We start from the raw sequence: 11,027 nt of genomic DNA, 5'->3' as shown, positions 1-11,027 counted from the left end.
ATCTGGCGTCATGGGTGATGCCTCAACAAAGCGGGAGGCGGGCATAGTCTTAGTCTTCATTGCTCGCAGCTTTGATCGGCGCAAGCTGAAGTAGGTTGGGTTGAGTTCATGTTGCTGACAAAAGGCGACCTGAGACAGACCGCTTTGCTCAAATTGCTGAATCAGGGATTGCCATTGGGCTTGTGTGCGTCGTGCCATGAGTGTGCTCCAAATAATGAAGCGTAGAGCCTAAGTGCTGTTATTGCTGCGGGCTAGCGGGTGGTTGGTTTGACGCTTACGTATAAAGAACGCTTTGGAGCCTTAATTTCCAGCGTAGAAGTACGTCAACTGGTGTTTGCCTTTGGCGGTTAACAATTTAAAAAGGAATGAGAAAATGAACGTAATTGCAATAGAAGGAATTGATGGTGCTGGAAAAAGTACATTATTATCAGCACTTAAAGAAAAATATACTAACGATACAGATGTGGAGTTTATCAAGTCTCCTATTAATCCGTTTAGCGAAGTTATAGCAGATTTTTGGGACGCTCCTGCGTATACGAGATTTATGTACTTTGCAGTATCTAACTATTATCTATCAAAGTCTTTTCGCGAAGACAAAGTTTATATTTTGGATAGATTTTTGTACTCAACCTACATAACACACCTAGAAAATTTAGATGGCAAGAAAATGAGACAGGATCTTCACGACATGGGAATACAAAAGCCCACAATTACTTATCTTTTACATGTTCCTCTTGAGGAGATAAAAGAAAGACTTAGATTGAGAAACAATGAAATTGATAATGCGCTTAATATTAGTGGTTTATATGACTTTTACTACTCTGAAGCTGACGATTTTTTTGGTGAAATAGAGAAGATAAATAATGTCGATAAAGCCGATTTAGAGAGTAATTTAGATATCATTTCTTCAAAGATTGACAGCCTTAGAAAGGCGCAGTAAAAAGAGTTTTGCAGTGAAAAGAGTAAGTACCCAACTAAAAATTTTTTGCGTGACAATCGCTACCTGACTACGTCTTGCTGCTGAAAATACCGCAAAACTTTAGTTTAGGTACTTACTTACTTACTATAAAGGACGAAGTTGATAACTATTTGATGGGTCAATTATTTCATAATATTCCAAAAACGAAAAAAATAGTTTCAGCTATCCTAAATAGACATATTCAAATTAACATTTCTGATGCCTGCAAAGTTACGGCAATACGACATGATATTGTTCATAGAGGAGGGTTAGGTAAATCCGGCTCGCCTATACGAGTCACAAAAGATATAGCTTTAAGCTACCTAAGTCACATACGTGTGCTAGGAGATGCCTTTCAGTCCGAGTTTGCAAATGTATAAAAACGCACTGAGGTTGACCATCAACACAGCCCGTCTTTTGTGCATTCGCTATCGCTCATTTTCGCACACAAGCCGTTCTAAGTTGGGGGCAACTGAGTGCGGCGTAATAGGTAATTTATGATTGAATCTTTCTTCAAATTTATAGAGTCTCCCAAATTATTGGGAAATAACAGTGCCTATTATTTTTGCGGTCATTATTGCATTAATTTCACATCAACTCTCAGTTTGGAGACAAATTAAAGAACAAAGAAAAGCTAAAAAATTGAGAACTTTATGAGTGCTTTTAATTCTCTTAGGGATGATATTCGTAAGGAACTAAAGCTTGTTAAAACAACAGGGAGCGTATATAGACTATGGCAATAAGTGAGTTTGAAGTAAAGAGATGCGAGAGGGAGATCGAGAAGTTTCTCGAAGAACGTAGGCCGCCCGTTCATATGCGAAATCAATTAGATCTAGGGTATCGAATTGAGAACCAAAGCGTTGAGTTGTTCGAGGTGAGACCTCAGTGGAGAAATCCAGAAGAAATAATGGAAATTCCATTTGCAAAAGCAACATATGTAAAAAAAGAGAAGCTCTGGAAAGTTTATTGGCAGCGCCAGGATTTAAAGTGGCATAGCTACTCTCCGGTGCCAACGGTAAAACACTTTGAAGACTTTCTGTCAGTTGTAAGTGAGGACGAAAATGCATGTTTCTTCGGATAGTCCGGCAGATAACAAGAAAAGTCAGTTCGTTCCCTTCGGTCGCCGGACACTCGCGCCACGTTGCTTTAGGCGTTGCTACAAATAGCCATCAACCAACATCCAATCCAACCTCACTCCTGACTTTCCGGTAAATCTTATCCACCGTCATTTCCAACCCGACAGATTCCAGCCGGAAGGTATCACCGGAGAAAAAGTGTTCCGCTTGCCATCCATTACCACTTCGATAGATGTGAACATGCGGATTATCCTGATGCACAATAACGTATTCCAGCAAACTGGGAATTTGACTGTAGTTGAGTAGTTTTTCCCCAAGATCTGTACGGCGCGTCGATGGTGAAAGCACTTCTACTAGCAAGCGGGGATTAGTTCTGAAGTATTGATTTCCGTCATTAGGGCCGCAGGCAACGACAATATCCGGATAATAGAAAAAAGTGTTATCACCGACTTCAACTTTGACCTTCATATCTGCCATAAAAGCACGACATTCATCGGGTAACTGCGCGTAAATCGATGTGAATAGCTCGGCAGCAACGGCGTTATGGAGCTCACTCGCGCCACTCATGGCATACACATAGCCATTCATGTACTCGTGGCGTGTATCGCCTAATCGTTCTTCGTTCAGGTAATCGTCAATACTAGTGATTTGATGTTGAATCGCGTGAGCCATTTCAGTTATCTCTGCTTTTTGAGTACTAATATTAGCATAGCTTTCTCTGAGCTTTGATTAGGATTGCAATTGTCGGGTTATGGACTTACGGGTCTAAAAGCATATGCTTCATTTGACCAGCAGAAGGTTTCGTTTGTACTTCAAACATTATTCACTAAAAATAACAATCATTGCTAAAGCTTGATATACTTATTCTAGTGTAACTACAGACAAAAGGTTTAAAAATGAATGTATCACTTACCCCGCAACTAGAAAATTTCGTCAAACAAAAAGTTGAAGCAGGCTTGTACAACTCTGTTAGTGAGGTCATGCGTGAGGCCTTGCGCTTGCTCGTCGAGCGTGAAGAAGTAAAGGAAATGAAGCTTGTTGCTTTACGTCGAGACCTACAAGAAGGTATAGATTCATTAGACAGAGGGGAAGGTTCTCCACTAGATATGAATGACATAAAAGCTAAAGCAAGAGCAATTAAGGCGAGCCAAGCATAGTGTTGACGCTGATAAAGGCACCACAAGCTGAAGCTGACTTAATCGACATATGGCTTTATGTAGCAGAAGATCAACCAGTTAATGCGGATCGATTACTAGATCAACTGCATGAGGCCGCGCACTTGATTGCTGAAACGCCCAAAATGGGAGTCATCCGTCCAAGCTTGGGTAGTGATATCAGGAGTTTCCCCGTTGGCAATTATATTCTTTACTATCGTATCAAGTCAGAAACCTTAGAGCTTGTTAGAGTGCTTTCTGCTTCGAGGGATGTTGATAGCTTGAATTGGTGGGTTTAGTTTTATTAAACTAATAATTTAGATTTTCTAGGTTGTTGCGGTGCAGCAAGGTCGCTAATATATAACCCGTAAGATGATTTCCTCCTCCTCAACCAAAGGTGAGGTTTACAACGAAAGCCACTTTGTTGTTTACTTCCCTTTGGTTTTTTAATGCCTGCTCACTTTACATTCTGGCAGCAGCGCTTAGTAAGTTCTCTCTATTTAGTCCCACTCTTAGCAATACACATATTTCATTTTCTAGTTAAAAATGACTTTTTAGTGTGTTTTTTGATCAGTCATTTAGGACATGCCCCGCTGCATTAATATGCGATGCTTATGCCGCTACAAACGATGCTGCGGCGGTAATATCACATTAGAAAACATCAATCCGGCAATCAGAGCCATAAAGGTTAGAAATATTTGCCCGCCATTAGCTGAGTTCGTCAAAATCTCCTGACCGCTTACCAAGCTACTAAGTCCCATATACGCTTTACTGCCCGGCACCAATAGAACAATTCCCGGTAACAATACAATATGCGACGGTGTATTGCGGATGCGTGCATAAGCGTTGGCGTAAACACCAACCACCATCGCGCCCAATAGCGCTCCCAGTTCTGCGCCAAATAAATGACGCCCCAGTTCGGCAGCGAGATAGGCAATGATTCCGGCGAGTAATCCCCAGAAGGCATCAGTTCCGCGAATTTTAAAGATAATTAACAAGCTGGTAGACAGGCTAAGTGCCGCTAAGTAATGCACCCAAACCGGCATGGAGGGCACGGCAACATGCGGTGTGATATTCCATAACAGTGTGCCGAGAGCCAGTCCAAATGCTGCACCAAAGTACAGTTTGAACAGAATCATTATGGCATCCATTATTCTCGCAGTTCCGGAGACCAAATCCCGTGCGGCTAATTCACGCAAGCCCAATGTCAGCGACAGTCCGGGGATAAAGGTGATCACGCCACCCAAAATGACAATGGCTGCATTGACTTGTAAACCCATCGCGGCTGCACCACTGGCCAGAAAGCCCACCAACAAGGCTGCCATTGGTTCCAGCATCTCTTCGATGCGCTGAAATTTTGTGGATGCATAGACCAACAAGTACACCAAAAAGCCTGCCACCATAGCTGCAGCTGTGTCGATATAGCCTGTTCCGCACAGCGCTGCAAAAGACGCTGAGGCAACGCCCCATGCAACGAATTCGAGCTTTTTGGAATACAAATCCGGTGAATGACGAATTGCTTGTAACGTTTCAATACCTTCATCCAGACTGACTTCACCATTCAGCACTTGCTCGGTCAGTGCATGGGTCAATGAGAGTCTGTTTAAGTCGGTTCCACCCGGTTTCACACGCGCAATATGGGTCGTTTCATCCTCCGAGCCATCTTCCCAGAACACAAAATTCATAGTGGTTGGGGTGATCAGAAACGTCCCGTTTAAACCCAGCAAGTGCGTGGTTTCTGTGAGTAGGTTTTCCAGACGATAGGACGTTGTTCCATACTCGTGCATGGTTTTTCCAAGGCGAATAATGAAACGACGGGTGCGCTTGATATCGTCAATATCAGAAAGGGCAATACGTGGTTTGTTCATGCGTGCGCGTGCTTATCCTGCAGAAAGTGTGATCGTTTTTTTCTGGTCGGATGATGCCACTAATGCGTCAATTAAGCGATGAACTTTCATGGTTGCCCGACCTGTTGCCATCGGTGGTCGTTGTTGGGTGATGGCATCGGCAAAGTCGGCAATCACGGAGCCATGCCAGCTGGACTTGAAAGCCATTGGATCACCAGCATCTTTGATTTCACTGTTTTCGCCATAGCTTTCTGTGCGGCCGTCACGCCAGAATATATCCAATTCGCCACGATCTAATTTGGCAACTGCTTTTTCAAAATGCAGTGTAATGCACTCGTTGCCGCCCGGATAGTTAGCGGTCGTGGCGAGTAGAGAGCCAACCGCACCATTGGCAAATGTTATGCCTGCAGTGACAAAGTCTTCCGCTTCCATTTGGTGAATGGCGGTGGTTCGGGACATGGCTTGTACGTCAGTGACGTCGCCTGTTAGGCTGAGCATAAGATCCAGTGTGTGAATGGCTTGGGTCATTAAAACACCGCCACCGTCACGTTCATAAGTACCTCGCCCCGGCTCATCATAGTATTCCTGCGAACGCCATAAGGGCGCTTCCACATTAGCCATCGCGAGCGTGCCTAATTCACCGGAATCAATCATTTCCTTCAACTTGACTGACGCTGTTCTTACGCGATGTTGGAAGACGATACCGAGCGGAATATTTCTCGCTTCACACAGTTCTACGATTTCAAGTGCAGCTTCACTGGTCCGCTCAATGGGTTTTTCCAGCAAGATGGGTAAATTAGCCGCGGTAAATATATCGATTAGCTCCATTCGCACATTGGCGGGTGTGGCAAGGATGACGAAGTCCAACTCCTTGTCATCAACAATCGCTTGGATAGAAGGGTAAACCTCGCAAGGGTCACCAGTAATTGAGGAAGCTTTGCCGGCGAACTCTCTGGCAGCTTCTTGCCCACGCGCGTAGACACCTTTCAAACAAACCTGGCCTTTAATGCCGGCGATAGCATTGACGTGTGTGTCGCCAACCATACCAATGCCGATTAATACGGTATTGAGTGGTTTGTTCGCTGATGTCATGTGATTTCTCCCTAATTAAGTGTGAATAGTGATTTTAGTATCGTAGCTGATTATCTACTAAAAATGGGATAAGTTGTGGTTTAGCAAAGCAATGTTTTGGAGTCAGGAATGTTTTTTATCGACATTTTGTTACATGCTTGGGGCCTGGTTTTTTGGGGTTATTCTTGGTGCTGTTATTGGCTGGGGGATTTCGATGTTGGTCTGGGGGGAACCTCATGCTGAGATGATCAGCACGCTAGCTGTCGTTATAGGAATTGTTGGCGCAGTGGTTCAAGTATGGGTCTATATCGACTCTAAAGGAAATAAGTAAACGGCCAGCTCTTTTTCAAAAACTGGCCGTCTTATTTAGCAATCGCTCAAACATGGTCTGAGGCATTTGCGTTTATCAAGAGGTGTTTATTTACCCATTGCTCGACCCACTCGGCGCGGATCTGCACCACCTTCAAGACCATCTTTGCTAATGGTAATGCCATGCAAACCTGAGTTCAGATCACGCACACTAACCTTATGACCCAATGCTTCCAGACCTTCTTTTAGCTCAGCGGCTTTAGTGCCTTTCTCAAGATCCGTTTCGCCATTTCGGCTTACATAGTGCGGCATGCTGATGGCTTCCTGAATATCCATATTCCACTCCATGACACCCAGCATGGTTTTGGCAACATAGTTGATAATACGACTACCACCCGGAGAGCCAACCGCCATCACCAGATTATCGTCTTTATCAAACACCATAAATGGCGACATAGAGCTACGTGGGCGCTTGCCCGGTTGTACACGGTTGGCAATCTTCTCACCGTCTTTTTCTTCACTAAATGAGAAGTCGGTCAGCTGATTATTCAACAGGAATCCACGCACCATCACGGTTGAACCAAATGCCATTTCGATACTGGAGGTCATTGAGAAACCATTGCCTTGCTTGTCCACAATACTAAAGTGTGTAGTACTTGGTTGCTCTGGTGACTTGGATTCAATCCAGTTGGTATCCGCATTTGGCGGTGTTCCTGCGGTGGCTTTACCCATGTCTTTATCGCCGATAAGTTTGGCACGTTCCTTCAGGTATTCACCATCAATCAGCCCTTCCACTGGCACATTCACAAAGTCCGCATCAGCCATGTATTTGCCACGGTCGGCATAGGCTAATTTACCGGCCTGCGCAAACAGGTGAGCGGCTTCGACAGACAGTGGTTCGTATTGAGCGAGGTCTTTATCTTCCAGTAACTTCAAAATCTGTATGACGGTCATACCTCCCGATGTGGGAGGTCCCATTCCGCAGACTTTGAATTGCTTATAAGGCGCGCACACGGGCGGACGCTCAATGGCTTCGTAGTTGATCATGTCATCGATTGTTAGCAGGCCCGGATTATCCGCCGCGGTAAAACGCGCTGCTGCGACAATATCCATGGCGATCTGACCTTTGTAGAAGCCTTTAGCGCCGAGTAGGGCGATACGACGTAATGTCATCGCGAATTCAGGGTTTTTCTTCATGACACCAGCTTTTAGCGGTTTGCCGTCAGGGAAGAAGTAGTTCCATGTTGCTTCATAGCGGCCTAAGGCTGGGTTGGTGCGATTGGCAATTGACGCGGCCAGTTTGGGTGATACTTCAAAGCCTTCTTCAGATAGTTTGATGGCATCTTCAAACAGCTCAGCCCAAGGTAATTTACCGTGTTGTTTGTGGACTTTCTCCATCATCGCCACTACGCCCGGAACACCGACAGCACGACCACCGGCCAGTGCTTCCCACCAGCTCATATTCTTGCCGTTTTCCTGAAACAGTTTGCCATCAGCCAACATGGGTGCTTTTTCACGTCCGTCGTAGCTTGAGAGTGTTTTCTTTTCATTATCCCAATACAGTGAGAATGCACCACCACCGATACCACTAGACTCGGGCTCGACTAAGTTCAATACCATTTGCACAGCAATCGCTGCATCTATCGCGCTACCGCCTTTTTCGATAATGCGCATACCGGCTTCGCTGGCGTAAGGGTTGGCAGATGACACCATGTATTCGCTGGCTTTCACTAAGTTTTGCTCGATGCGCCCGTTGCCGAACTCGGGATAGCGGGTTTCTTTTGCAACTACCGCACTGCTAATGAGGGCGCAGCTAATTGCTGTTGCGAGAAGCGTAATGGCTCGTTTCATGTGTAACCTCCTGTTATTTTTACTCGATATATGCGCTTGTAGCGCCTAGGCTTACCCTGTCATTCTGCAGTGCTGCTTTGTATAAATCAATAACTGGATGGCGCGAATGTATATCAGGTTTATTGCGTTTTCATCAGAGATTAAATTGACTGTTTTGGATTAAAGCTCAGTTCATCCAGCTGAGACTCAGGAAGAGATAGAGAGTTTGGCTAAAGCGTTTGGTACGAATGAGATTGCAGTGGTGACGGTCACTTATGATTTTGGCAAGCGCTTGGAGCGTTATCGATTGTAGGCTGGCTAGTGTCTGCTATTTAAGCTTATCATTTGAAAGTTATCATTTGCTGCAATTACAAAATCGCGGCATACTCAGTCCATGCAAACACAAATTTCATCATCAACTGAAGCACGATTAAGACTACGACGACGCCGTTCGCGCGGCTGTGCTCCGATGGACATTCGAACCTGATAACTTGTGTTTAGCCCGATCAAGGGCGATAGAAATCCATAAAGCCACAGCCAATCCGCTGTGGCTTTTTTTATGCCTGCCATTTTAAAACCTACTGAATTTATCACTTGAGAAAGAGCTATGAATAAGCAATTTGATGCGATTATGCCGATTACACCTCGGCCTGAGATTATCTTTGAACAGGGAGAAGGGAGTTGGCTGTATGACTCCCAAGGAGAGAAATATCTGGATTGTGTGCAAGGTTGGGCAGTGAATACTTTGGGACACTGTTCTCCGATAGTTACCAATGCACTGACCCAGCAAGCGGGGCGGCTGATTAATGCAAGTCCTGCATTTTACAACGGCCCTATGGTGGAATGCGCGAATAAGTTAATTGAGCATTCGGTATTTGATCAGGTGTTTTTTGCCAATACCGGCTCGGAAGCCAATGAAGGTGCGATTAAGTTGGCGCGTAAATGGGGCAAGGTTCATAAAGATGGTGCGTATAAATGTATTACCTTTGACGGGGCGTTTCACGGTCGTACATTAACCACCATGGCAGCCAGCGGTAAGGCAGCATTTGCGCCTATGTTCGAGCCAAAGACACCCGGATTTACTAAAGTTCCATACAATGATCTGGGTGCAGTTGCTGAGGCGATTGATGCTGAGACCGTAGCCATCATGCTGGAACCTATTCAAGGCGAAGCAGGTGTGATTCCGGCAGATCCAGAGTTTATCAACGGTCTGCGGGCACTGGCCGATGAGCATGATTTATTGCTTGTGGTTGATGAGGTACAAACAGGTATTGCTCGTACAGGCAGTCTGTTTGCTTATGAATCTTACGGCATTGAACCCGATATAATGACACTGGGTAAAGGCTTGGGCGGTGGTGTGCCGATTTCTGCTTTATTGGCTAAAGCCTCCTGCTGCGTATTTGAGGCGGGTGAGCAAGGTGGGACTTATAACGGTAACCCGCTGATGACGGCAGTTTCACTGGCCGTATTAAATGAGGTAACCAGGCCTGACTTTTTAGTAGGTGTGAATAAGCGTAGTGAATATCTCACACAACAACTCATGGCGTTATCTGAGCAATTCGGCTTAGGCAATGTGCGTGGTAAAGGCTTGTTACTGGCGATTGATACCGGAGAGTTAGAGTCAGCCAAAATTGCTGCGGAGTGTTTGCAAAAGAAGTTACTAATCAATGCCCCACAGCAACACGCGCTTCGTTTTATGCCCGCGCTGAATATTAGTTATGCTGAAATTGATCAGGCGATTGAGATCATGTCAGAGGTACTTTCATCACTCTAGTAGGTATATAAGTATTTATTGATATAGCTCATTTTATGCATCCCATGATTCGTTACAATTTCAGCTAATCTTAATAAAACCGGAATCACACAATGAGCCTTAAAATATTTCAGGATAAAATTTTCCCACAGCACGTTTCTGACCTGATGAATCTGATGCACATGATGGTTTTCAGCGGTACAGATGGTGAAGAGAGGTGGGATACTTTTCTGACACTGGCACAGAAAGAATACGTTGCACTGGGCTTGGCGCAGTACTACCAATGTCAGCATTGTATTGATAGTCATACTAAATCGCTGCACCGAATCAATAAAGACAGTAAAGATACTTTGACCCGGAATGTGAATGCCATCGTGTTGTTTTTGCGGATTGATACGCTGGCTGTGAGTGAGTTAGAAAAGACGCATTGGGTGAATGCCTGGAAGCGATTTGCCAAGCGTATCGCACATGAAAGTGGAGATGATGCTGCGGCTTATTTGATTGGTTTGGCTATTGGCATTGCTCGTGATGATGACTTTTTGATGGAGTTTTGTGGCGCTGAGGTTAATCGTATTTTGAGAGAGCAGTGTATTCCGATCCGTGAGGCGATTGGTGAGCTGGAATCAGTGGTTATTTTTATGAAAGCGGCAGCTTCAAAGAATCGGGTGGCGGGGAAGTTGGAAGGGCTGTTTGGAAAGTGATCATAGATTTTTTCTAATGCCACCAACGTTTGGCTGTTATTTGAAAAATAATCTGGGTATGGCTAACAGCGTTGATCCGGCAGAGAGTGTACCTCCCTGCCAAATCATTTTTCGCGCTTTATTTTTTAGCTTGTTTTGGCTTTCCAGCTTTAAAGAGAATACGCTTATTTACTACACCATCTTTTTCTACTTTTTTGACAGTAAATCTACCAAGACCTGGCAGGACAAGCTTTTCAACGCCATCTTTTTCCAACTCTGCAAGAATTACTGAATAAACAGCGCGGATAGCAGCTGGGCTAGCTTTGCCTTTAGAGCTATGGTCAAGAGT

Annotated in this window: 12 protein-coding genes; 6 read left to right on the top strand and 6 right to left on the bottom strand. The window is 44.8% G+C overall.

Going from position 1 to position 11,027, the window contains the following annotated elements; translation table 11 throughout:
* On the bottom strand, positions 1-198 hold a 198-nt coding region (gene tnpA / locus DKW60_RS20290), incomplete at its 3' end, for an IS66 family insertion sequence element accessory protein TnpA (RefSeq protein WP_425451370.1).
* A 175-nt stretch (positions 199-373) separates the two neighbouring features.
* Between tnpA and DKW60_RS20285 the strand changes: the two genes are divergently transcribed.
* Complete coding sequence (locus DKW60_RS20285; protein ID WP_109839494.1) at positions 374-940, top strand: deoxynucleoside kinase; 567 nt, start codon at positions 374-376, stop codon at positions 938-940.
* 751 nt (positions 941-1,691) lie between these two features.
* The gene (locus tag DKW60_RS20280) at positions 1,692-2,039 is read left to right on the top strand and encodes a DUF3024 domain-containing protein (protein ID WP_109839493.1); all 348 of its coding nucleotides are present in this window, start codon (positions 1,692-1,694) and stop codon (positions 2,037-2,039) included.
* An 88-nt stretch (positions 2,040-2,127) separates the two neighbouring features.
* Here DKW60_RS20280 and DKW60_RS20275 read toward each other — a convergent pair whose 3' ends face one another.
* The gene (locus DKW60_RS20275) at positions 2,128-2,706 is read right to left on the bottom strand and encodes a Uma2 family endonuclease (protein WP_109839492.1); all 579 of its coding nucleotides are present in this window, start codon (positions 2,704-2,706) and stop codon (positions 2,128-2,130) included.
* A gap of 224 nt (positions 2,707-2,930) precedes the next feature.
* Here DKW60_RS20275 and DKW60_RS20270 point away from each other — a divergent pair, with 224 nt between their 5' ends.
* Positions 2,931-3,191, top strand: coding sequence for a type II toxin-antitoxin system ParD family antitoxin (locus tag DKW60_RS20270; protein WP_109839491.1), 261 nt, complete (start codon positions 2,931-2,933; stop codon positions 3,189-3,191).
* A complete protein-coding gene (locus DKW60_RS20265) occupies positions 3,191-3,487 on the top strand; it encodes a type II toxin-antitoxin system RelE/ParE family toxin (protein WP_181389816.1) in 297 nt (98 codons plus the stop codon). The genes DKW60_RS20270 and DKW60_RS20265 overlap by 1 nt, the downstream gene beginning before the upstream one ends.
* A 321-nt stretch (positions 3,488-3,808) precedes the next feature.
* On the opposite strand, the gene DKW60_RS20260 is transcribed toward DKW60_RS20265, so the two are convergent.
* From DKW60_RS20260 to ggt, 3 genes are all read right to left on the bottom strand, one after another.
* Positions 3,809-5,056 (bottom strand): threonine/serine exporter family protein, encoded by a 1,248-nt coding sequence (locus tag DKW60_RS20260; RefSeq protein ID WP_109839489.1) that lies wholly within the window; start codon positions 5,054-5,056, stop codon positions 3,809-3,811.
* 12 nt (positions 5,057-5,068) lie between these two features.
* Positions 5,069-6,127: a Gfo/Idh/MocA family protein gene (locus tag DKW60_RS20255; protein ID WP_109839488.1), complete on the bottom strand. Its 1,059-nt coding sequence runs from the start codon at positions 6,125-6,127 to the stop codon at positions 5,069-5,071.
* Between the two features lie 396 nt (positions 6,128-6,523).
* Positions 6,524-8,266, bottom strand: coding sequence for a gamma-glutamyltransferase (gene ggt / locus DKW60_RS20250; protein WP_109839487.1), 1,743 nt, complete (start codon positions 8,264-8,266; stop codon positions 6,524-6,526).
* Positions 8,267-8,852: 586 nt separating this feature from the next.
* Between ggt and DKW60_RS20240 the strand changes: the two genes are divergently transcribed.
* Both DKW60_RS20240 and DKW60_RS20235 read left to right on the top strand, forming a co-directional pair.
* The gene (locus DKW60_RS20240; protein WP_109839485.1) at positions 8,853-10,019 is read left to right on the top strand and encodes an acetylornithine transaminase; all 1,167 of its coding nucleotides are present in this window, start codon (positions 8,853-8,855) and stop codon (positions 10,017-10,019) included.
* A 92-nt stretch (positions 10,020-10,111) separates the two neighbouring features.
* Positions 10,112-10,699 carry a carboxymuconolactone decarboxylase family protein gene (locus DKW60_RS20235; protein ID WP_109839484.1) on the top strand — a complete coding sequence of 196 codons (588 nt, stop codon included), beginning with the start codon at positions 10,112-10,114 and terminating at the stop codon, positions 10,697-10,699.
* A 118-nt stretch (positions 10,700-10,817) separates the two neighbouring features.
* On the opposite strand, the gene DKW60_RS23820 is transcribed toward DKW60_RS20235, so the two are convergent.
* Positions 10,818-11,027: hypothetical protein (locus DKW60_RS23820; protein WP_181389815.1), on the bottom strand; the 210-nt coding region annotated here is incomplete at its 5' end.

The sequence above is a fragment of the Leucothrix pacifica genome (assembly GCF_003172875.1).
Classification (GTDB): domain Bacteria; phylum Pseudomonadota; class Gammaproteobacteria; order Thiotrichales; family Thiotrichaceae; genus Leucothrix; species Leucothrix pacifica.
The sequence above is the reverse complement of the archived record's forward strand: the minus strand, read 5'-3'. Positions and strand labels throughout refer to the sequence as shown.